The sequence below is a fragment of the Bradyrhizobium zhengyangense genome, from assembly GCF_022012435.1.
GTDB lineage: Bacteria > Pseudomonadota > Alphaproteobacteria > Rhizobiales > Xanthobacteraceae > Bradyrhizobium > Bradyrhizobium zhengyangense.
Map to the genome: position 1 here is coordinate 122,029 of NZ_JAKLUA010000002.1, position 21,942 is coordinate 143,970.

General features: G+C 65.4%; 17 protein-coding genes. 7 read left to right on the top strand and 10 right to left on the bottom strand.

Annotation, left to right across the window (positions count from 1 at the left end; translation table 11 throughout):
- Window positions 1-156: 156 nt before the first annotated feature.
- The 6 genes from L6637_RS08960 to L6637_RS08985 all read right to left on the bottom strand — a co-directional run bounded on the left by L6637_RS08960 (window position 157) and on the right by L6637_RS08985 (window position 8,232).
- On the bottom strand, window positions 157-1,413 hold the full coding sequence (locus tag L6637_RS08960) for a M48 family metallopeptidase (protein ID WP_237870164.1): 1,257 nt from the start codon (window positions 1,411-1,413) through the stop codon (window positions 157-159).
- A gap of 32 nt (window positions 1,414-1,445) precedes the next feature.
- Complete coding sequence (locus L6637_RS08965) at window positions 1,446-2,006, bottom strand: LemA family protein (protein ID WP_237870166.1); 561 nt, start codon at window positions 2,004-2,006, stop codon at window positions 1,446-1,448.
- Window positions 2,007-2,141: 135 nt separating this feature from the next.
- On the bottom strand, window positions 2,142-3,122 hold the full coding sequence (locus L6637_RS08970) for a small ribosomal subunit Rsm22 family protein (protein WP_237870168.1): 981 nt from the start codon (window positions 3,120-3,122) through the stop codon (window positions 2,142-2,144).
- A gap of 131 nt (window positions 3,123-3,253) precedes the next feature.
- Window positions 3,254-6,718 (bottom strand): chromosome segregation protein SMC, encoded by a 3,465-nt coding sequence (gene smc, locus L6637_RS08975; RefSeq protein ID WP_237870170.1) that lies wholly within the window; start codon window positions 6,716-6,718, stop codon window positions 3,254-3,256.
- 216 nt (window positions 6,719-6,934) lie between these two features.
- Window positions 6,935-7,591 carry a DsbA family protein gene (locus L6637_RS08980; RefSeq protein ID WP_237870694.1) on the bottom strand — a complete coding sequence of 219 codons (657 nt, stop codon included), beginning with the start codon at window positions 7,589-7,591 and terminating at the stop codon, window positions 6,935-6,937.
- A gap of 149 nt (window positions 7,592-7,740) precedes the next feature.
- A complete protein-coding gene (locus L6637_RS08985) occupies window positions 7,741-8,232 on the bottom strand; it encodes a DUF721 domain-containing protein (RefSeq protein ID WP_237870172.1) in 492 nt (163 codons plus the stop codon).
- 122 nt (window positions 8,233-8,354) lie between these two features.
- Here L6637_RS08985 and mutY point away from each other — a divergent pair, with 122 nt between their 5' ends.
- Window positions 8,355-9,452: an A/G-specific adenine glycosylase gene (gene mutY, locus L6637_RS08990; protein ID WP_237870174.1), complete on the top strand. Its 1,098-nt coding sequence runs from the start codon at window positions 8,355-8,357 to the stop codon at window positions 9,450-9,452.
- A gap of 4 nt (window positions 9,453-9,456) precedes the next feature.
- On the opposite strand, the gene L6637_RS08995 is transcribed toward mutY, so the two are convergent.
- On the bottom strand, window positions 9,457-11,202 hold the full coding sequence (locus L6637_RS08995) for a sensor domain-containing diguanylate cyclase (RefSeq protein WP_237870176.1): 1,746 nt from the start codon (window positions 11,200-11,202) through the stop codon (window positions 9,457-9,459).
- 253 nt (window positions 11,203-11,455) lie between these two features.
- On the opposite strand from L6637_RS08995, the gene L6637_RS09000 reads away from it, so the two are divergent.
- Complete coding sequence (locus L6637_RS09000) at window positions 11,456-11,881, top strand: PaaI family thioesterase (protein WP_237870178.1); 426 nt, start codon at window positions 11,456-11,458, stop codon at window positions 11,879-11,881.
- A 71-nt stretch (window positions 11,882-11,952) separates the two neighbouring features.
- Here the strand turns inward: L6637_RS09000 and L6637_RS09005 are convergent, their stop codons facing one another.
- The gene (locus L6637_RS09005) at window positions 11,953-13,230 is read right to left on the bottom strand and encodes a flavin-dependent oxidoreductase (protein WP_237870180.1); all 1,278 of its coding nucleotides are present in this window, start codon (window positions 13,228-13,230) and stop codon (window positions 11,953-11,955) included.
- A 130-nt stretch (window positions 13,231-13,360) separates the two neighbouring features.
- Here L6637_RS09005 and L6637_RS09010 point away from each other — a divergent pair, with 130 nt between their 5' ends.
- Complete coding sequence (locus L6637_RS09010) at window positions 13,361-13,981, top strand: glutathione S-transferase family protein (RefSeq protein ID WP_237870182.1); 621 nt, start codon at window positions 13,361-13,363, stop codon at window positions 13,979-13,981.
- Window positions 13,982-14,170: 189 nt separating this feature from the next.
- Here the strand turns inward: L6637_RS09010 and L6637_RS09015 are convergent, their stop codons facing one another.
- A complete protein-coding gene (locus L6637_RS09015) occupies window positions 14,171-15,088 on the bottom strand; it encodes a LysR family transcriptional regulator (RefSeq protein WP_237870184.1) in 918 nt (305 codons plus the stop codon).
- 90 nt (window positions 15,089-15,178) lie between these two features.
- On the opposite strand from L6637_RS09015, the gene L6637_RS09020 reads away from it, so the two are divergent.
- The 4 genes from L6637_RS09020 (at window position 15,179) to L6637_RS09035 (ending at window position 21,094) form a co-directional block, all read left to right on the top strand.
- Window positions 15,179-15,625: a nuclear transport factor 2 family protein gene (locus L6637_RS09020; RefSeq protein WP_237870186.1), complete on the top strand. Its 447-nt coding sequence runs from the start codon at window positions 15,179-15,181 to the stop codon at window positions 15,623-15,625.
- Window positions 15,626-15,735: 110 nt separating this feature from the next.
- Window positions 15,736-16,320, top strand: coding sequence for a biliverdin-producing heme oxygenase (locus L6637_RS09025; protein ID WP_237870189.1), 585 nt, complete (start codon window positions 15,736-15,738; stop codon window positions 16,318-16,320).
- Window positions 16,317-18,860 carry an HWE histidine kinase domain-containing protein gene (locus L6637_RS09030; RefSeq protein ID WP_237870191.1) on the top strand — a complete coding sequence of 848 codons (2,544 nt, stop codon included), beginning with the start codon at window positions 16,317-16,319 and terminating at the stop codon, window positions 18,858-18,860. The genes L6637_RS09025 and L6637_RS09030 overlap by 4 nt, the downstream gene beginning before the upstream one ends.
- Window positions 18,861-19,084: 224 nt before the next feature.
- Complete coding sequence (locus L6637_RS09035; RefSeq protein ID WP_237870194.1) at window positions 19,085-21,094, top strand: methyl-accepting chemotaxis protein; 2,010 nt, start codon at window positions 19,085-19,087, stop codon at window positions 21,092-21,094.
- Between the two features lie 52 nt (window positions 21,095-21,146).
- Here L6637_RS09035 and L6637_RS09040 read toward each other — a convergent pair whose 3' ends face one another.
- A complete protein-coding gene (locus L6637_RS09040; protein WP_237870196.1) occupies window positions 21,147-21,827 on the bottom strand; it encodes a glutathione S-transferase family protein in 681 nt (226 codons plus the stop codon).
- Window positions 21,828-21,942: the final 115 nt, after the last annotated feature.

Consider the following 21,942-nt stretch of genomic DNA (forward strand, 5'->3'; position numbering starts at 1 on the left):
CAAATCGATGTCCCAAGGATGGTCCCGAGTCTGCTGTTGGGCGCGAACATGGCAGAAACAAGGGAGAATTCAAATCTCTGGCGCAGCCCAGCGGCAATTCCCGGAGTTTTTCCCAAAGGCCGTGAAACCGGCTGCAAGGCGTGACGAATTGCTCGCTTAATGGCGGCCCCAAGGACCCAAAGGATTACCTATGGGATTGCCCAGAGGGCCGAGCGGATTACCGGCAGCGGTTCCGGCAGGGCTCGGCGCGGGCACGGGCGGCGGACCGGGCGGGTTGCCTGCATCATTCCAAGGGCCATGCGGGACCGGAGGAGGGGCGTTTTGCTGATCGGCTTGTGCCTCGGGCTCGTCGGTCTCGGGTTGGTCCGTCTCTTCACCGGGCGGCGGCAGCGGACCGGGATCATGGCCGCCGGCGAATTTGACCAGCGCGTCGACGCGGGACTGTACCGAGGGGTGGGTCGCGAACAGATCGGAAAAGCCTTCGCGCGGATTATCGAGGCACAGCTCCATCACCGCCGAGGTCGCGCCCGGCAATTCGCCGCGGCCTTCGATCTTGCGCAGAGCCGAGATCATGGCATCAGGGTTTTTCGTCAATTCGACCGAGCCGGCATCGGCAAGATATTCGCGCGAGCGCGACAGCGCGAGCTTGACCACTTGCGAGACCAGCCAGGCCACCACGATCAGCACGACCGCGATGATGATGACGATGATCGCGCCGCCGCCGGAATTCTTGTTGTCGCTCGACGAGGAGGACGAGCGGGACGATGAGGAGGAGCCTGACGACCATGATCCGCCACCGGAACTCCAGCTCAAATTGGTGAACAAGCGGAAGAACAATTCGCCGAAAAAGCCGACCACGCCGGCGATGATCACGGCGACCACCATCAGCTGCACGTCGCCGTTCCTGATGTGGGTCAGTTCGTGGCCCAGCACCGCTTCGATCTCCTGGTCGTTCAGCGCCTTCAGGAGACCGGTGGTGACGGTGACGGCATATTGCCGCGGATTGAGGCCGGTCGCAAACGCGTTCAGCGCCGGGCTTTCCATGATCTTCAGCTTCGGCATGGTGATGCCGCGCGAGATGCAGAGATTTTCCAGGAGATTGTAGAGCCGCGGCTCCTCCTGGCGGGTGACGTCGTGCCCGCCGGTTACCGCATCGATCATCGACTGATGGAAGAAATAGGCGATGACGATCCACGCAATCGCCCCAGCCGTCGCGAAGGGAAAGGCGACGACGAGATCGTGGAAGCCCCGGTTCAGATAATAGGCGGCGGTCTCATTGCCGTTGGTGACGACCTCGGCGACAAGCGCGCCGGCAAAGACCAGCACATAGACCAGCGCGAACAGGCCGCCGAGCAGCAGCATCGAACGAAACTTGTTCGAGGCGATGTGCGTGTAGAGACCATACGCGGCCATGACGCGTTGCCCTGCCGGCTTGTCGGCTCAGATCAGAACTTCACCTGAGGCGCTGCCTCGACCTCGGTGCGGCTGGTGCCGAGATCGAAGAAGTCCTTCTTGGTGAAACCGAACATGCCGGCGAACAAAGCGGCGGGCATCTGCTGGATGCCGGTGTTGTATTCCTGGACCGCGTTGTTGAAGAAGCGGCGGCTCGCCGCGATCTTGTTCTCAAGGTCGGAGAGCTCGCTCGCAAGCTGCTGGAAATTGGCGTTGGCCTTGAGGTCCGGATAGGCCTCCGACAGCGCGATCAGCCGGCCGAGCGCGCCGGAGAGCTGGTTTTCGGCAGCGGAGACCTGCGCAGGGCCCTGCGCCGACATCGCCGAATTGCGCGCCTTGATGACGTCGTCGAGCGTGCCGCGCTCGTGCGAGGCATAGCCCTTCACCGTCTCGACCAGGTTCGGGATCAGGTCATGACGCTGCTTGAGCTGCACGTCGACATCGGCAAAGGCCTGGCCGACGCGCTGGCCCAGCGCCACCAGCCGGTTGTAGGCGCTGAAGGCCAAGAACACGAGAACGACGATTACGCCGAGAACGATCCAGCCGGTCGACATGGAGAACTCCTGAAACGAAATTGGAGCGGACAGCCTAAACTAAAATGGAGCCGGGGGAGAGCCCCGCGCGGAGGGAAGGTAAGACTTGGTCGGATCGGGAGCTATCCGAGTTCAAGGGAAAAGCGGGGAACGGGGTTAACTTTCGGACAGGACAGCATCACCCCATCGCCAGCGGCGGGCGTCCGCATACGCGGCCTTGTCCCGCCGCGGCACTTTGGTGATGGCGACACCATCCTCGGTGCAGAGCTTGACCGTGATCTCGACCTTGCTGACCTCCGGTGGCGCCAGCACGCGGGCGGCGCGGGCTGCGGGCGGCGTTCGGGTCAAGGCGACGTAGATGAAGCGTTCGTCCTCGAACGGTACCTCGGCGCCCTTGATCTGGCGGTGTGCCTGGGAGCGCGGAAGGCGCTGGTTGAAATGGCACCAGTCGGGCGCCACGAGCGGGCAAGGCTTTTCGTGCGGGCAGGGCGCGGCGACGAAGGCGCCCAGCCTGATCAGTTGCTGGCGCAGCGCGAGAATGCGGGCATAGCCGGCGGGTGTACCGGGCTCGATCACGACCAGCGCGTGGCGCGCTCTGGCCCACATTGTCTCGGCGAGCTTGCGCTGGTCGCTCTCGCCGAGCTCGCCAATGATGTAGCTGGCAACGACGAGATCGGCTTGCGAGACCTCGGCGAGGTTGGTGGCGGCATCGCCGGGCAGGTAGCGGCAATCAGACAGGCGCGAGCTGTCGCGCGCGAGCTCGAGCGCGAGACGGCTCAAGGTGGCGTTGGCGTCGAGCAGCGTAAAATCCTGCAGCGAGGAGAATGCTTCCGCGGCGGCCCAGCTCGCGGTGCCCGGGCCTGCGCCGACGTCGAGCAATGTTTCCGGGGCGAAGTCGGGCGCGATCTCGGCCAGCGCGCTCAGGCTTGCGGCGACGGCTGCATAAGTCGCCGGCATCCGCGCCAGCGCGTAGGCGAGCGCGTCAGCCTCGGACTTGATGGTGCCTGAGCCGCCGCCGGCGCGATAGGTCGTCGAGATTTTTTGCGATCGCTGCGCGGCGTCGGTGCGGGAGAATCCCTGCAGCCTGGCGTCGAGCGCGGCCTTGAGTTCGGCGGGGAGAGTAGGAGCTATCATCATCCGCAGTCATGCCCCGCGAAGGCGGGGCATCCAGTATTCCGAGGCAGCGCCACTAGACCAAGACGGCACGGCGTACTGGATCATCCGCTTTCGCGGATGATGACGTCAACGGGTGCGGAACGACCGCAGCCTCACGCCACGTTCTGGTCGAGAATGTCCACGGCTTCGGCCAGGCTCACCGAGACGAGCTGGGAGACGCCGCGCTCGGCCATGGTGACGCCGAACAGACGGTTCATGCGCGCCATCGTGATCGGATTGTGCGTGATGATGATGAAGCGCGTGTCGGTCGAGCCGGTCATTTCGTGCAAGAGGTTGCAGTACCGTTCGACGTTGTGGTCGTCGAGCGGCGCGTCGACTTCGTCCAGCACGCAGATCGGCGAGGGGTTGGTCAAGAACACCGCGAAGATCAGCGCCATCGCAGTCAGCGCCTGCTCGCCGCCCGAGAGCAGCGACAGCGTCTGCGGCTTCTTGCCGGGGGGCTTGGCGATGATTTCGAGACCGGCTTCCAGCGGATCGTCGCTCTCGATCAGGTGCAGCGCGGCTTCACCGCCGCCGAACAGCTCGACGAACAGGCGCTTGAAGTGGTTGTTGACGACCTCGAACGAGGTCAAGAGGCGCTCGCGGGCCTCCTTGTTGAGGCTCTGGATGCCCTGGCGCAGCCGCTTGATGGCTTCGACCAAATCGTCGCGCTCGGTGACGAGGCCGGTGTGCTGGGTCTCGACCTCGCGCAGCTCTTCCTCGGCGCGCAAATTGACGGCGCCGAGGCGCTCGCGGTCGCGGCGCATCTTCTCGAGGTCTTCCTCGATGTCGTGCAGCGGCGGCAGCTCGGCGCCGGGCTCGATCTCGGCTAGACCAGCGACGGCCTGCGGCTCGACTTCGAGCATGTCGCGGATCTCGCGTTCGATGTCCTCGAGCCGGCGCCGCGCGCCTTCCATGCGCTCCTCGGCACGGGCGGTGGCCTCGCGGGAGCTGGACAGCGCCTCGAGGGTCAGCTTGGCGACGCGGTCAGTCTCGGCCATCGCGGTCTCGGCGGTGGCGAGCGCATCGGCGGCCATGCGGCGGTCGTTCTCGGCGTATTCGATCTCGGTGATCAGCGCGCTGCGCTTCTCGGCGAACACCGCCGGCGCGTTTTCGAGTTCGCTCCGCTCGATCGTGAGCTCGGCAATACGGGCCTGGATGGTGTCGATATGGGAGGTCGCGCTTTCTTTGCGGTTCGCCCACTCGGTGCGCTCGGCCAGGATCGCCTGGACGCGGCGGTCGGCAAGCTCGGCCTCGCGCGCCAGCGCCTGCGCCTCGGCGCGGACCTGGGCGGCGATGCGGCGATGTCCGTCGATGTCGCTGCGGACGGCGGCGAGACGAGTCTCGGTGTCCTCGCTCGACGGCAGCTCGCTGATGCCGGCCTCGGCATATTCGTAGGCGGCCTCGGCCTCGGCGCGGTCGGCGGCAAGACGGCTATGCGCTTCCGACAGCGTCGCCTTGCGCGCGGCGTGGCGGCTGATCTCGCGCTCGGCGGCAGCGTGGCGCTCGCGCGCGACGTTCAGCTCGCGCTGCGCAGCTCGCATGGCTTCGCGGCTGGCGCCTTCGGTGCTGGCCGCCATCTGCAATTCGGATTCGGCATTCTCGAGCGCCTGACGCTTGATCTGCGCGTCGATGCGGGCCTGCTCCAGCTCGTTCTCGATGTCGACGAGGCGAGCGCGCTCGGCGAGGCGCCGTGCGGCACCGGTCGGGGCGTGCGCGGCGGCGACAAAGCCGTCCCAGCGCCAGACGTCGCCCTCGGGCGAGACCAGGCGTTGGCCGGTCTTGAGCTGCGACACCAGCTCGGCCCCGCGCTCTCGCGGCACCACGCCGATCTGAGCAAGGCGGCGCGTCAGCTCGGCCGGCGCCTGAACGTGGTTGGCGAGCGGGGTGACGCCTTCGGGGAGTTCCGGATCGCCTTCGGCGTGTCCGACATTGGTCCAGCGCATCGGCGCCGAGGGATCGATCGGCGCATCGAGATCGTCGCCGAGCGCAGCGCCAATCGCCTTTTCAAAACCCTTGTCGACGGTGATGCCGTCGATGATCGGCGGCCACAGATTCTTGGTCTCGCCGTTGACAATTTTCGAGATCGTGCGCGCCTCGGTATCGAGCCGCTGTACGCGCTTGTCGGCTTCGACCAGCGGGGAGCGCGAGGATTCCAGTGTCTGTCGTGCGGCGACATGCGCAGCTTCGCTCGCTTGAGCTGCGGCTTCCGAAGCGGCCAGAGTCTGCTCGGCGGTCTCGACCGTTGCGGTCAGCTCGTCGAGATCGCCGAAGCCGCCGGTCTCGGCAGCGAGCTTCTGCTCTTCGGCGGCGACGTTCGCGATCTCCTGGTCGAGACGGGCGAGCTTGTCGCGGTGGGTGCGGACGTTGGCCTCGAGCTGGTTGCGCTTGGCGGTGAGGTCGGCGAGCGCGGTGGTCAGCTCAGCGAACTGCTGCTCGGTCTCGGTCAGCACCGCCTCGGCCTCGCCGACGCGCTCGTCGACACCGGAGCGCTTCTCGACGCGCGACTTGATCTCTTCCTTCAGCTCGGCGTCTTCGGTGTCGAGCCGCTGCAGCGCGACGTCGGCGTCCATGGTCTGCTGCTGGGCGCGTGAGATGTCGCCTTCGAACTGGGCGAGCCGGCGCTCGAGCTCGGCGACGCGCTCCTTGGCGCGCTCTTCCTCGCGGTCGAGCAGCTCGCGGGCATTGGTCAGGCGCTGGAGGCCGGCGGCGGCGCGCGCTTCGGCATCGCGCAGCGCCGGCATCTCGGCGGCGCGGATCGCCTGGATGCGGGCGGCTTCGGCCTGGTGCTGGGTGCGCTCGGCCATCTCGCGCACGGCGAGATCATGGGTCTGGCCTGACTCGTTGACGTCGGCATGGGCGCCGATCCAGCGCAGGTGGAACAGCGTCGCTTCCGCCTTGCGGACCTTGGCCGCGACCTCGCGGTAGCGCACGGCCTGGCGAGCCTGCTTCTTCAGGCCCTCCATCTGACCTGCGAGCTGGCCGATCACGTCCTCGACGCGGGTGAGGTTGGTTTCGGCCGCCTTCAGCCGCAGCTCGGCCTCGTGGCGGCGGGCGTGCAGACCGGCGACGCCCGCGGCGTCTTCGAGCACGCGGCGGCGCTGCTCGGGCTTGGCCTGGATGATCTCGCCGATCTTGCCCTGGTGGACGAGGGCCGGCGAGCGCGCGCCGGTGGCGGCGTCCGCGAACAAAATCTGCACGTCGCGGGCGCGCACGTCGCGGCCGTTGATGCGATAGACCGAGCCCGCTTCGCGCTCGATGCGGCGGGAGATTTCCAGCAACTGGCTGTCGTTCATCGCCGCCGGCGCGGTGCGATCGGCATTGTCGATCGTCATCGTCACTTCGGCGTGGTTGCGCGCGGGACGGTTGCCGGAGCCTGCGAAGATGACCGCGTCCATGTCGGCGGCGCGCAAGCTCTTGTACGAGGTTTCACCCATCGCCCAGCGCAGCGCCTCGACGAGATTCGACTTGCCGCAGCCGTTGGGTCCGACCACGCCGGTCAGGCCGGGCTCGATGACGAAGTCCGTCGGCTCAACGAAGGACTTGAATCCGTGTAGGCGCAGGCGGGTGATTTTCATAAGCACGCATCTCTGTTGGCAGGCGCGAATCCCCCTGCCGGGACAGTACCATGGAAGGCAATGTCACTCTCTGGGTGAGTCGCGCGAGGCGCCTCATGCGGCGGACAATGGCCGCGGTGCGCCGCGAGGGCAACCAGCGAAAGCCGCTTTTCCCAAGGGATTTATGCCGGGAAAGATACGGCTTTCGAGATGCGAATCAGGATCTTGACGAGCGAATCAGCTCTTCAGCAGCGGGTTGATCTTCTTGGCGAACTCCTCGAACGAGGCCTCGCCCTTGATCTTCTCGCCGTTGATGAAGAAGGTCGGCGTCGAATCCACCTTCAGGACGTCGCTGGCGTATTTCTGGTCGGCGGCGATCTTGTCGAGCAACGCCTGGTCCTTCAGGCAGGTTTCGACCTGCGCTTGCGTGAGGCCGGCCTGCTTGCCGATCCGGGTCAGGGTCTCGGTGGTGTTCTTCGTCACCCAGTCGCTCTGCTGGCGGAACAACATGTCGGTGACCGCGAAGTATTTCGCGGCGTCGTCCTTGGCGATGCAGCGCGACAGCATCGAGCCGGCGGCGGCTTTGATATCGAGCGGGAACTCGCGGAAGATGTAGCGCACCTTGCCGGTGTCGATGTATTCCGACTTGATCTTGGGGAAGACCTGCTCGTTGAAGGCCGCGCAATGCGGGCAGGTCATCGAGGCAAATTCGGTGATGGTGACGGCTGCGTCCTTGGGGCCCAGCGCCATGTCGGGCAGCGACACCGGCTTGGCGACATCGCCAGCGGCCTGCGCCATTGCCTCGGAGATGAACCGCAGCGGCGAGAGCCCGGCGATCGCGGCAAGACCGGTCAGCGACAGCATCGTGGTGAAGGCGCGGCGGGTGATGATCAAGGTCGGCTCCCGAATTGGCGTGATCTCGCCCCAGGTCTTCATATCATGGCCGGTATGAAGGTTCCCGGGCGGCCTGTCGCTAGCTTGAAACGTGGTTTGAGGCAATGGCGAGCGGCAGGGCCAGGTCCAGAATAGCCAGGGAATGAGGCTCAATTTCGCTTGATGGCGGCCCCAAGCCGCGCCAGCGCCGTCTTCAATTCTTCATCTTCGATGTCCCCCAGGCCTTCCGCCACCTTGGCGACCAGCTTGGGGTCCGGCGGGCTGGGCCGCACCGGGCGCCGGGGCCGCGACAGGGGGGCTTGGCGGAAGGCGAGTTTGCCGACTGCGCTCCAGCCGAAGAAGCGGTTCACCCGCTCCAGGATCACGTCGGCCGAGTGCTGGATTTCCAGCACCATCGGCCCCTCGACCCGCAGCACCAGCGTCGCCGGCTCCTGCGGCTGGCCCTCCACGGGACGCGGCCATTGCAGCTTCAAGGGCTCGGCATGCGCTGCGATCTCGGGCCCCGCGATCTGCGTCCACCGCGTCACCAGCTCGCGCGACGCAAATCCCTGCTTGGCATAAGCCTCGGCAAAGACGTCGTTGAGCAGGATCCCGAGCGGCTTGGCGCTGATGGGGCCGGGTTTGGGAGGGAATTTGGCCATGGGGCCTTATAGCACCCCAACTCACGGCCCGCAGGCTCCTCGCAACGAAGAAAGACGTGGATGCCCGCGACGAGCGCGGGCCTGACGTGGAGACATCGGCGTGAGGTCGCTACAGTGAGACCATGAGCCCGAAATCTGCCCTTAAGGCCAAGTCGGAACCAGTTCAGTCGGCGGGTTCGGCGCGTCCCACGCTGCTGCTCGCGTGGTACGATCGCCACCGTCGCAGGCTGCCCTGGCGCGCGGCGCCCGGCGAGATATCGGACCCTTATCGCGTCTGGCTGTCGGAGATTATGCTGCAGCAGACCACGGTGAAGGCGGTCGGGCCCTATTTCGAGAAATTCGTCGCGCGCTGGCCTGATGTCGCGGCGCTCGGGAGTGCGTCTCTTGATGATGTGCTGCGGATGTGGGCTGGGCTCGGCTATTATTCGCGTGCGCGCAACCTCTATGCCTGCGCAGTTGCGGTGGCGTGCGAGCACGGCGGTGTCTTTCCCGATACGGAGGAGAGGCTGCGAGCGCTTCCAGGCATCGGGCCCTACACGGCAGCCGCGATTGCCGCGATCGCCTTCGATCGTCACACCATGCCGGTCGACGGCAATATCGAGCGCGTGGTCTCGCGTCTGTATGCGGTCGAGGAGGAGCTGCCGCAGGCCAAGTCGTTGATCCAGCAACTGGCGGCGACTCTCCTGGCCAACTCACGCGCCGGCGACAGTGCCCAGGCCCTGATGGATCTGGGCGCCTCGATCTGCACGCCGAAGAAGCCGGCCTGCTCGCTATGCCCATTGAACGAGGATTGCGCGGCGCGCGCGCAGGGCACGCAGGAGACGTTTCCGCGCAAGGCGCCGAAGAAGAGCGGGACCCTGCGGCGCGGTGCCGCCTTCGTCGTCACGCGCGGCGACGAGCTGCTGGTACGCAGCCGGCCCGAAAAGGGCCTGCTCGGCGGTATGACCGAAGTGCCGGGTTCTGACTGGCTTTCCGGACAGGAAGACGCGGCGGCGAAACAGCAGGCACCTGATATGAGGGGGCTGTCGCGCTGGCAGCGCAAGGTCGGCGTGGTCACCCACGTCTTCACGCATTTTCCGCTGGAACTTGTGGTCTACACCGCGAAGGCCGAAGCCCGCGCCCGCGCGCCTGCGGGCATGCGCTGGGTGCCGATCGCGACGCTGGCCGACGAGGCGCTGCCGAATGTCATGCGCAAGGTGATTGCGCACGCGCTGGAGTGACGCCTCAGGCGGCGCGCGCCGCGCGGTCCTCGGTCGCGGGCATCAGGAAGGTGCGGTTGCGCCCGGTCTTCTTGGCGACATAGAGGCCCTGGTCGGCGCGCTCGATCACGTCCTGCACGTCGCGGTCTCCCTCGTCGAACAATGCGAGTCCGATTGAGACGGTGAGGGGGATGACGGCCTCGCCGTGGCGCACCACTGCGCTCTCGATCGAGGTCCTGATGCGGTCGGCAAGCAGCACCGCGGCCTCCTGATCGATCTCGCGCAGCAGCACCACGAATTCCTCGCCGCCGAAGCGGGCCGCCTTGTCAGTGGTCCGGATCGACTGGCTGATGACGTCGGCGACATGCTTGATCGCGTCGTCGCCGGCGGCATGGCCATGGCTGTCGTTGATCTTCTTGAAATGATCGATGTCGATCATCAAGGTCGCCATGTTGCGCTTGTAGCGTCGGCTGAAGGCGACGGCGTCGTCGGCAACCGCGAGGAAGGAGCGGCGGTTCATCAGGCCAGTCATGAAGTCGGTGTCGGCGAGCTCTCGCAGCTTCAGCATGTCCTCCTGAAGCTGCATCGCGTTTTCGCTTGCGCGCAATTCGGCTTCCTTGGTGCGTTCCTCGGCATGACCGATGCGGCGCAGCAGCGAGCGCAGTGCGCGCGAGAGCTGGACCACCTCAACCGAGCCGCTCTGTCGCGCCAGCATGGTCGGGCCGTGGGCGCGTCCGATGCGATCGGCTTCCTGCGTCAGCGCGATGATCGGGCCCGCGATCCGGCGCGAAACCAGCACGGCCAGCGATAGCGCGATCAAGGCGATGACGGCGCCGATCGCCAAGATCATCTGCGCCGACGAGATCGCCGCCTTCAGCGCCACGCTCGCCGGCTGGCTCGCCGTGACGATCCAGTTGAGTCCCTGATAGTCGCGGAAGCCGTTGCCGACATGGAATGCGGTCAGCATCTGCTGGCCGTCCACCTTCTCGCGAAAGGTGCCGTCGCCGGCCTTCAGGATGCCGGCAAGCTCGTCGCCGTCGTAGCGGATGGTTTCCTTCTGCGGCCCGACAAGAACCATGCCGCTCTTGCTGAGGATCGAGAGCCGGGTGTCGGTGTTGCCGTCATTGGCTTCGACGTCCTTGATCAAACTGCTGGCCCAGGACCAGTCCAGATGTCCGCCGAGCACGCCGATCACCTTGCCGGAGGCATCGCGCACGGGCAGGGCGATATCGACGAAGCGATAGGGTTCGTTGTTGGCGCGCTGGGTGAGCAGGGAGGACAGCAGGATGGCCTCGTGCACGTCGCCAACCACGACCTTCTCAAGACCCTGCTTGAACCAGGGGCGCGCCGTCACGGACTTGCCTTGCAGCAGGCCGCCGGTCGAGGCGACGACATCGCCGTTGAGGTCGGCAAAGCCGATCCAGGTAAATTCGAAATTGCGCTGAAGCGCTTCGAGCGCGCTGCGCAGCTTATTCGGATCGCCCTGCCACAGCCGTTGCATCGGCTCAAGCTCGGTGAACAGCTTCATTTCCTGCTGCCGCGTCGCCATGAAACGGTCGAGCCGGCCGGAGGTGCTGGATGCAATTCCGGCGACGCTGCTCTCGATCAGGGTCGCGGTGTGTCTGTAGCTGATGAGGGCGGCGCCGGCAGCGAGCGTGCCCACCAGCACGATGGACATCGCGGCAACGGCTGCAGCGATCTGCGTCCGTACGGTCAGTCGATCTTCGATCGCGTGCAGGCGGCTTGCCGCCTGTTGCAAGAGGGCTCGCATGGAAAGGCTCCGGTTTCACCGTCGCTCATGCCATGTGGTAACTTCCAACCGTTTACCGGCCGATTGCCCAATTGGATCGTATTGAATCGGTCGTGAAACCGCGTGGTTGAAGTTGGCTTAATCGCAGGCGGAATGACCTGAAACCGTACAGTTTTCCGTAAATCCCCGGAAGTTTTGCGCTCCGGCGGTCGCTTGTTGCCATGAGGTTGTCAGCAGGCCGGGGCTATCAACTCGACGGCAACGGAGGGTTCGCATGGTCAAGACCGCGCTCGATAGCTTCAAAATGCCGCCCTGCGCCGAGCTGTTGGGCTGGCGCCTGCTCGACGCGAAACCTGACGAGGGATGGATCAAGCTCGTCTTCGAAGGCAGACCCGAGTTCTGCAACCCGGCCGGTTACATCCAGGGCGGCATGCTCTCGGCCATGCTCGACGACACCATGGGACCCGCCGTCCTCGTGATGAGCGAGGGCCGGCTCTACACCACGACCATCAGCATGACCGTGAATTTTCTCAGCCCCGCAAAGCCTGGGCCGATCATCGGCGAAGCCAGGGTGACGCAGCTCGGCAAGACCATCGCGTTCGTCGAGGCCAAGCTGATGGCCGAGGACGGCACGGTACTTGCGACGGCGAGCGCCAGCGAGCGGCTGCTGGAGGCGGCGCGGGTGGTGGGCAGAGTCTAGCCGCGTACTCCACTGCCCTCTCCCGCAAGGGGCGAGGGCACATCAATCGGCATCGCGCCCGAAGTGGAAGCTTACACCCTCGCCCGCGCGTCCTTGCTCACGATTGGCGGCTTGGCGTTCAGTGCCTCGACCTGGAAGCCCGCGACGCGCTTGTAGTTCGCGGCGATGTCCTCCAGCTCCTTCTGCGACAGCACGTCGGTGACGACCTTGTAACCATCAGGCGCGCGCTCTTCGACGAGCTGCATCACCTGCTCGGGGCCGTTCTTGCGGTTGAGCAGCACGAGGTCGGTGGTCGCAGGCCGCCGCTCGGCCTCATAAGCGAGCAGCGCCGCGGTGGTCGGGCCATGCGCCAGGATGTTGCGGGTGATGGTGCGGGCATCGAGGATCGCCTGCGAGGCGCCGTTCGAGCCGATCGGGTACATCGGATGCGCGGCGTCGCCCATCAGCGTCACCTTGCCGAACGTCCATTGCGAGACCGGATCGCGGTCCACCAGCGGATATTCGTAGGCGTGCGGGCAATTCCTGATCAGGCCGGGCACGTCGAGCCAGTCGAATGTCCAGCTCTCGAACCAGGGCAGGAACTCTTCCAGCCGCGCGGTGCGGTTATAGTCCTCGCGCCGCCACTGATAGGTCGGCGGCATGTGCCGCTCGGCGACCCAGTTGATGAGGTGGTTGCCTGCTGCGTCCGGCTCCTTCGAGATCGGATAGCAGACGAATTTCAGAATCTCGTGGCCGGCCATGATCATGGTGCGGCCGGTGAGGAAGGCTTTTGCCGGCGTGACGCCGCGCCAGAGGATGCGGCCGTTCCAGATCGGCGGCCCCTCGTTCGGATAGAGCTTTTCGCGCGCGGCGGAATGGATGCCGTCGGCGGCGATCAGGATCGCGCCTTCATATGTGCCCGCGGCTTTGCCGGTCGCCCTGTCGATGAAGTCGGCACGCACGCCGCTGGCCGTCTCGGTCCAGCCGGTCAGGTGGTGGCTGGTCAAAATGTTATCGCGGCCGAGCCGCTCGATTGCGGCATCGAGCAGGATCTGCTGCAGCGTGCCACGATGGATCGAGAACTGCGGCCATTTGTAGCCGGCCTCAAGCCCGCGCGGCTCGCTCCAGATCGGCTTGCCGTGCTTGGAGAAATAGGCGAGCTCGCGGGTCCGCACGCCGCTGGCGTCCAGCCTGTCCAGCAGCCCGAGCTCGATCAGCTCGCGCACCGCATGCGGCAGCACGTTGATGCCGACGCCGAGCGGCTTCAATTCCGCGACGCTCTCGAACACTTTTACGGGAACACCGATTTGATGCAGGCTGAGCGCAAGCGTCAGTCCGCCGATGCCGCCGCCGGCGATAAGTACCGTCATGACAAAACCCCCTCCGATTGTGGGCGGTCTTGGCACAGGCGGGCGGATGTGGGCAACTGCGAAGAGGATGTCGTGCTATAGACCTCGGGGGCAACAGCCGTTAGTTTCCAGCCCTCCCATGAGGTCCGACATGCTCAAACTCTACTACGCCACCGGCACCTGCGCGCTCGCCACTTACATGACCCTGGAGGAGGCCGGCGCCGACTACACGGCTGAACGGCTGAGCTTCAAGGACAATCAGCAGAACAGCCCGGCCTATCTCGCCATCAACCCGAAAGGGCGCGTCCCGGCCCTGGTGACCGACCGCGGCGTCCTGACCGAGACGCCGGCGATGCTGGCCTATATCGCGCAAACCTTCCCGAAGGCGAAACTCGCGCCGCTCGACGATCCCTTCGACTTCGCGCAGGTGCAGTCGTTCAATTCCTACCTCTGCTCGACCGTGCACATCAATCACGCCCACAAGATGCGCGGCGCGCGCTGGGCGACGCAGGAGAGCTCGTTCGCCGACATGAAGGCGATGGTGCCGCAGACCATGGGCGCCTGCTTCAAGCTGATCGAGAAGACGATGTTCAAAGGTCCGTGGGTGATGGGCGATCAGTTCACGATCTGCGATCCCTATCTCCACACCCTCTCGCACTGGCTCGAAGGCGATAGCGTCGACATCAACGCCACGCCGAAGATCGCCGACCATTTCAAGCGCATGCTGGATCGCCCGGCGATCCGCAAGGTGATAGACGCGCAGAAGGCGTAACCAGCTCTCCGCCGTCGTCCCGGGCAAGCGTCAGCGCAGAACGGGACCCATACCCCCAGGGAGAGGTTGCCGCGCGCGCTGGCAACCACGAGTCTTCGCCAAACGATGTTCTGTGGTTATGGATCCAGGATCGGCGCGTGCTTGGGGCGCGCTTGTCCGGGACGACACCGAGTTTGACGAAGCCGCTTCTCACCCGGCTTTCCCCTTCTCCAACTCCCGCCCCGTCTCCAGCATCAGCCGCCGCAGCCAGATCGAGCCCGGGTCCATCTGCGCCCGTGTCGGATAGAACATGAACTGCTCGTCGATCCCGGGATCGAGCGGTGGCGCGACCGCGACAAGGCCGAACTGTTTTGACAGCGCCGCGATCAGCCGCCGCGGCACGAAGGCGACGAGGTCGGTCCGGGCGGCGACGTGCAGCGCTTCGAGATAGCCCGAGACCACCAGCGAAATATGCCGCTCGATGCCTTTGCTGCGCAGCCAGGTGTCGATCAGGTCTTCGGGCTGGCCGCGGATGATCACGCCGACATGGCGCGCGGCGAGGAACGCCTCGCGCCGCTTCAGCTTGGCGCCCATGGGGTGGCCGCGCCGTACCGCCAGCGCATCGCTGTCGGTGTAGAGCAACTGGCGATGAAACCCCTTGAAGGCGTTGCCGATCGAGATCACGAGGTCGATGGTGCGGGCGAATTCTGCGTGGAAGATCGCCGGTCCCCGCCACGGCACGACGTCGATGCGGACGTTGGGCGCAAGGCGCGTCACCTTCTCCATCAAAGGCGGCATCAATAGCTCGACGGCGAGATCAGGCATCATCAGGCGAAACGACCGCTCGCTGCGCGCGGCGTCGAATTCCTCGGGCACGAACAGCCCGCGGACCTGATCAAGCGCTTGCGCCAGCGGGGCGCGCAGGGCTTGCGCCCGCGGCGTCAGCTCCATTCGTGCGCCGGTTCGCACCAGCAGCGGGTCGCCAAAGATATCGCGCAGCCGCTGAAGAGCATGGCTGGTGGCTGGCTGTGACAGCCCGATGCGCATGGCGGCGCGGCTGACATTCGCCTCGCGCAGCAGGGCGTCGAGCGCGGTGAGTAGATTGAGATCGAGCGAATTCAAATTCATGAGGCGAATAAATATCATATCCGCTATTGATTTGAAGAATTCTCATCAAGCGCTGATGTTCTCCGTGTTGCCATGAAAGGAGATGCCGCCATGAGTGCGAGCGCCAACAAGAAACTGATGCAGGACATTTTCGCCGCCGCCGCCAGCCCCGACCCGGATGTCCGCGACCGATCGCTGTTCACCGCAAGCCTTGCCGACGACGCCAAATGGATCGTCACCGGCCAATATTCCTGGTCGCGCACCTTCGCAGGCAGGGAGGCGATCCTCAACGATCTGCACGGCTATGTGCGCACGCGCCTGCGCGACCGCACGCGCACGGTCGCCGAGCGCTTCATCGCTGATGGCGACATCGTCGTGGTCGAAGCCAAGGGCGACAACGTCACGCCCGAAGGGGTGCGCTACGACAATGACTATTGCCTGGTGTTTCGGTTCGAGGGCGGCAAGATCAAGGAGATCCGCGAGTACTGCGACTCCGTGCTGACCGAGAAGGCGCTCGGGCTTTTCCCGCAATCGGCTCGGAACGCCGCTACCGGCTAGAAAAATGCCGGCCCGAACGGCTGGAACCGGGCGGGAACATTTTTGTCCCGCCCGCGTTCGTTCGTTTCCGGGGCAATTGCGCGCCGGCTTTGCGCGCGTTTGGGAATTTCATGCTGGCTGGGGCTTCGGACGTATCAATACAGGCAGGGCGAAGCTTTCCCGGACTCCGTGAACGATTGAGAGACGCGACGGCTGCGGCACATCACGAACTCGACGCGCAGATGTCCGCGTTCGATCTCACCGTGCTTTCCGGCTATCGACGTTTTCTCCAAGCCAGCGCGGGCGCTCTGCTGCCGCTCGAAGCCGCGCTCGTGGACGCCGGCGTCGCCAAATACTTTCCGGACTGGCCGGAGCGGGCGCGGAGCGCCGCAATCGCTGTGGATCTCGACCGGCTCGGCCGGGAGGCGCATGCCACCGTGTCGGTGCAGCCGCTGACACGGAGCGGCGTGATCGGCACCATGTACGTGCTGGAGGGATCCCGGCTCGGTGCAAAATTCCTGCTGAAGGCCGTCGCGGATGCGGCTGATCCGCGCATCGGACAGGCCGCCGCCTATCTCAGCCACGGCGCCGGCAAGCGACTGTGGCAGAGCTTTCTGGCGAAGCTTGCCAGCCAAGAGGGCTGCGACGAGGACGAGGCGATCGCGGCGGCGCGCAGCGCCTTTGCTGCATTCGAGCGGGCGGCGGATCGCGCATGAACGAGGCGGTCAATCTCACCAATTGCGATCGCGAGCCGATCCACATTCCCGGCAACGTGCAGCCGTTCGGCTTCCTGCTGACGCTGCTGTCGGACTTCACGATCTGCATGGCGTCGGAGAATGCCGGCAGCTTCCTCGGCGGCGACGTCACCGATCTGCTGCAGCAGCCGCTCGCAAGAGTGTTCTCCGCAGCCGCGATCGAGACCATCCGCAGCCGCGTCGATCAGCTCGGCGGCCCTGATTCAACCGAACGCGTGTTCGGCGTCGAGCTCCAGCCGGGCAAGCCGCTTTACGATCTATCGATCCATTTTTCCGGCGCGTATGTGGTCGTCGAGGCCGAGCCCAGCGTCGTCGAGGCGGGTGTCAATTCGGGCGAGCTGGTGCGGCTGATGCTGGAGCGCATCCGCAAGACCCGCGGCATGGCTGAGCTAGCCCGCGAAGCGGCGCGCCAGCTTAAAGTTCTGACCGGCTTCGACCGCGTCATGGTCTATCAATTTCACCCGGACGGATCGGGCGAGGTGATCGCGGAGGCTGCGGAAGCAGGCCTCGAGAAATTTCTCGGCCTGCATTACCCGGCCTCCGACATCCCCAGGCAGGCCCGCATCCTCTATCAGCGCAACTGGCTGCGCATCATCGCCGACATCAACGCCAGGCCGGCCGCATTGCTGTCGACCGCAGCGCACAATGCGGGGCTGCTCGATCTGTCCATGAGCGTGCTGCGCGCTGTGTCGCCGATCCATATCGAATATCTGCGCAACATGGGCGTCAGCGCCTCGATGTCTGTGTCGATCCTGCGCGACGGCAAGCTGTGGGGGCTGTTCGCCTGCCACCATTATTCGCCGCGCTACATCTCGTTCGAGAAGCGGACGGCGTCCGAGCTGTTCGGGCAGATGTTCTCCTGGATCGTGGAAGGGCGCGAGCGCGAGGGTGATATGGCCTACGAGGCCAACGCCCAGAAGATCCAGGAGGGGTTGATCGAGATCGCCGGCACGCACGAGCATAGCCGGCGTGCGATCGTCGACTTCGTCGGCGATTACCGCAAGATGATCGCCTGCGATGGCGTCGCGGTCTGGTCCGACAACAGGATCACGCTCGACGGCGAGACGCCGACGGAGGACGAGGTCAAGGACCTCGTCGCTTTCATCAACCGGACTTCGCCGGGCCGCATCTGTGCCAGCGCGGAGATCGCAAAGCTCTATGCGGCCGGCGAGGTGTTTCGTGACCGCGCCGCCGGCTTCCTCGCCATTCCGATCTCGCGCACGCCGCGCGACTGCCTGATTTTTTTCCGGCGCGAGGTGGTGCGTTCGGTGAACTGGGCGGGCGCGCCCGACAAGGTCTACGAGGAAGGCCCGAACGGGCCGCGCCTGACGCCGCGCAAGAGCTTTGAGCTCTGGCAGGAGACGGTCGCGGGCCAGTCCAAGCCGTGGTCGGCGGCCGACATCCGCATCGCCGAGAGCCTGCGCGTCACGCTGCTCGAAGTGATCCTGCAACTGTCCGACCTTGCGGCGCGCGAGCGCCGCGGCGCGCAGGAGCGGCAGGAGCTGATGATTGCCGAGCTCAATCATCGCGTCCGCAACATCCTGAGCCTGGTGCGTGCGCTGGTGGCGCAGAGCAAGGACACCGCAAGAAATGTGGACGAGTTCGCCAGCGTGCTCGGCGGTCGCATCCAGGCGCTCGCGCGCGCACACGACCAGATCACCAATCTGAACTGGGCGCCGGTGGCGCTGCGGACGCTGCTGGAATCCGAGGCCGGGGCCTATCTCGGCTCCCGCGCCGATCGCGTGAAGATCGACGGACCCGACGTTGCGCTCGATCCCAAGGCGTTCGCGACGCTGGCGCTCGTCGTCCACGAGATGATGACGAACTCCGCCAAATACGGCGCGCTCGCCGATTCCACCGGCCAGGTCGAGGTGATCTGGCGGGTCGACCCGAATTCGAGCCTCGAGATCGAGTGGAAGGAGAGCGGCGGTCCGCCGGTGCAGCCGCCGTCGCGCCGCGGTTTCGGCACCACCATCATCGAGCGTTCCGTCCCGTTCGACCTCAAGGGCGAAGCCGAAATCCGCTTCGACCTGCTCGGCGTGCAGGCGAGGTTCGTGATCCCGCCGAACTTCGTCGAGCTGGTGCCGTCAATCGCAGGAGCCGCCATGCGCATCGAGGAACAGCAGCCCGCCCGTCCCCGCATCTCCGACACCGCCCTGATCGTCGAGGACAATCTCATCATCGCCATGGCGGCGGAGGTGATCCTGCTCGATCTCGGGGCGCGGCATGTCGATACGGCGGCGAGCGTCGACCAGGCGATGCGCGCGATCGAGCGCACGCGCCCGAGCTTTGCGCTGCTAGACCTCAATCTCGGCAGTGAGAGCAGCATCAAGGTGGCCTTGAGGCTGAAGGAGATCGGCGTGCCCTTCATCTTCGCGACCGGCTACGGCGAGCGTGCGCCGATCCCCGTCGACCTCGCCTCGGCGCCGGTGGTGCAGAAGCCGTACACGCTGGAAGTGGTCGAGAACGCGCTCGGCAAATTGCAGCAGGCGACCGCCTGATATCGTGGGTCCGGACATGCTGCGCTCGGTTCTGACCGAGAGCAGTTCCCGCAAGCCGCGCCGGCTGATCCGCTTGTACCGAACCCTTGGCGGGCGCTTACCCCGCCGTCGCCTCGGTCCGATCAAGAAGGACACAATTAACAAGTGTGCTTCATGGTGATGCCGCGCAGCCGGAGCCGCCATGAGGGCGTTCGGCTGCCCGAATTCTTGGGGGCGGCATCACCATGCGGGGCATTCGTTTGAGAATCCGGGGACGTCTTTACGCCGGGTTTACGGCTCTGGCCGCGGTTGGCCTGATCATGACCGTAGTTGCCGTCTGGAACCTGTGGGCGGTCCAGGACCAGGTCGCGAAAATGTCTGCCTTCTCGGACAGTACAGCCCGCATTCGAGAGATATCGGTCCATCTCCAGGCGCTGCAGCGGGCCAATCTGCGCTACATCTATGATGCCAACGAGCCCGCCTTCAAGGAGGCCGCGGAACGGGAGGCGGCGACGATCGAGTTGCTGAAAGTCGCTTCGGCAGGGACGGCCTCCGAGGAGCGGCGCAAGATCTACGACGGCCTCGTTGCCGATATTGGCAAGCTGCAGTCGCTGCGCGAGCGCATGGGCGCCGCGGTCAAGGAGACGACGAAAGGCAAGGCCGCTCTCCTGCCGGGTGGCGAGGAACTGAATGCCAATGCCGGCAAGCTGGTCATCGCGGCGCATGGCACCCACGATGCCGAGATCACGGCGCCCGTCGCCGACCTCGAATCCAAGATCCTCCAGGCACGTCTGGCGAGCTGGCGCTTCCTCGCCATGCGCGACTCCAAGGCATCCTCGACCTTCAGAGCCAATACCGAGAGGGCGCAGCAACGGATCACGGCGCTCCAGGAGGCCACCCTGCCGGAGCAGGTCAAGTCTGCGCTCGCCCCGGTCAAGACCTCGCTTTCGTCCTACCAGGCAGCGTTCGAGGCGACCTCCGCCGCGATCCTCGCGGCCGAGGAGATTTACCGCAGCAACATTGCGCCCCTGATCGCCGGAAGCATCGACAAGCTCAAGGTCGCGGACACGCAACTTGCGGCTGACTCCCAGAGAACGCGCACGGTCGCCGCAGGCGTCATCGCCAGCACGACCTGGATTCAGGAGGCCGCAGGCGGTCTTGCAGTCGTGTTCAGCGTCATCGTCGCCTTCCTGATCGCCCGCAGCATCGTCGGTCCGCTGGCCTCGATGACGCGCGCGATGGGCCGGCTCGCTGGTGGGGATCTCGCGGTCGAGATCCCCTCACGGGGCAAGGCGGACGAGATCGGCGACATGGCCAAGGCGATCCAGGTGTTCAAGGACAACATGATCGACACCGAGCGCATGCGTCACGAGCAGACCGAGAGCGAGGCGCGGCAGGCCGAGGACCGCAAGAAGGACATGGTCCGGCTCGCCGACCAGTTCGAGCAGGCGATCGGCGAAATCGTCGAGACCGTGTCGTCGGCCTCCGGCGAGCTCGAGGCCTCCGCCGGCACGCTGACGACGACGGCAACGCGCGCCCAGGATCTGTCGACGGAAGTCGCCTCCGCATCACAGGAAGCCTCGGCCAACGTGCAAGCCGTCGCGTCGGCGACCGAAGAGCTGTCGTCCTCGGTGAGCGAGATCGCTCGCCAGGTCCAGGAATCGGCCCGCATCGCCGGCGAAGCCGTGGAGCAGGCGAGCAAGACCAACGCCCGCGTCAGCGAGCTCTCCAGGGCGGCTGCCCGCATCGGCGACGTCGTCGAGCTGATCAGCACCATCGCCGGCCAGACCAATCTGCTGGCGCTCAACGCCACCATCGAGGCCGCGCGCGCGGGCGAGGCCGGCCGCGGCTTTGCCGTGGTCGCCTCCGAGGTCAAGGCGCTGGCCGAGCAGACCGCAAAGGCGACCGGCGAGATCGCCCAGCAGGTCTCCGGCATCCAGGCCGCGACGGAAGAGTCGGTCGGCTCCATCAGGGAGATCAGCGGCACCATCGAGCGGCTGTCGGAAATCTCCTCGACCGTTGCCGCTGCCGTGGAAGAGCAGGGCGCCGCGACGCAGGAGATCTCCCGCAACGTCCAGCAGGCCGCGCACGGAACCCAGCGTGTCTCGACCAATATCGGCGACGTCCAGCGCGGCGCGGCCGACACCGGCTCGGCCTCGTCGCAAGTTCTGTCGGCGGCGCGCTCACTGTCGTCAGACAGCAACCGGTTGAAGACCGAGGTCGCAAAGTTCCTCGCGTCGGTGAACGCCGCCTAAAAAACAAAAGGCCATGCGTGAACGCGTGGCCTTTCATCGCATGGCAATATGGTCAGGCCACTTTCGTCGCCATGTGCTTGAACATGTTGGCGCGCGCCTCGTCGTCCATCTCGGCCTTGAAGATGAACTTGTCTTTCAGCGCGAGCGCGCGGGCGGCGGCCGGCCGGCCTGAGATCTCGTCGATCAGCCGCTTGACGTTCGGGTAGCGCGCAAAGGCATCGTCGCCGAGCTTGAACGGCACCATCCGCGCCCAGCCCCACACTGCCATGTCCAGAATCGAATAGGCATCGCCGACCATGTAGCGGCGGCCGGCAAGATGCGCGTCGAGGATTTTGTAATGGCGATCGGTCTCGTACTGGTAGCGATTATGGGCGTAGTCGTGGTTCTGGTCCTTCGGCGCAAAGTGCTTGAAATGCACGGCCTGACCCGAATAGGGCCCGACGCCTGTTGCCACGAACATCAGCCATGACAGCAGTTCGGCGCGGTTCGCGGGGAGGAATTGTCCGGTCTTCTCGGCGAGATAGAGCAGGATGGCGTTCGAGTCGAACACGATGGTGCCGCCATCGTCGATCGCCGGCACCTTGCCGTTCGGATTGATCTTCAAGTATTCCGGCGCGAACTGTTCGCCCTTGCGGGTGTCGATCTTCACCGGCTCGTAAGCCAGGCCTGCCTCCTCGAGGAAGAGCGCGACCTTGGTCGGGTTCGGCGATCCGTTGAAATAGAATTTGAGCATGTTTCTCTCCCCATTTCCCCATTTGGAGCATGAATGCGGCCTCGCGGCTTTCTGTGCCTGAACATGGCCGGGGAGAGCAACCGGCGAGTTTGCGGGGCGGTATCTGCGCGCCGCG